This is a genomic window from Pedobacter sp. 05L430 (genome assembly GCF_056397585.1).
In genome coordinates, this window is the sequence record NZ_JBFTNT010000606.1 from 1 (window position 1) to 628 (window position 628).

General features: G+C 31.8%; 1 pseudogene. It reads left to right on the forward strand.

Going from position 1 to position 628, the window contains the following annotated elements:
• A pseudogene (locus tag AC1DG9_RS27585) lies at positions 1-360 on the forward strand (tetratricopeptide repeat protein); the annotation flags it as partial.
• Between the last annotated feature and the right edge of the window lie 268 nt (positions 361-628).

The following is a 628-nucleotide window of genomic DNA, read 5'->3' on the forward strand; positions in this document are numbered from 1 at the left end:
GACACAGCCAACAAATTACTTTATTTCCTATATGGATACCTATACCAAAATAATTCCGGCTTAGGAACGGCAGAATTGGCTTATAATAAAGCATTAGTTATAGATGAGAATTATTTCGATGCTTTGTACCAATTAGGTGTCGCGTATATACAATCTGCCAATGAAGCCTTAAAATCAACCAGCGCAGATAAAAATCAGAAATTTACATCATTCATTAACAGAGCTGAAGTTGCATTACTACAAGCTCATGAGATCAATCAGAATGATAAACCAACTGTCCAGCTGTTAATAGAAATCTATACGCGTAAGAACAAGCTGGATAAAGTTCAAGAACTTAAATCCAAACTAGAAGAGTTTTAATTCGGATAACATCCCTCACAAGAGAGATGTGCAATTTATTACTTAACATAATATTAATTATGTGACTTATATATAATATTATTTGTAAGTGCGTTCTATCAGTTTTTTTATTATTTTGCAATAAGTGATTTTGCTGATACATAGTTTTAAAAATTGTCAAATTATTGGTATTTGATCTGCTAAATTTGCAATATGTTTGATCGTCCCATTAGAAGTATTCATGATTTCCTGCTTAGCACTTACTTTGCTGACGGCCTGAGAATTACAT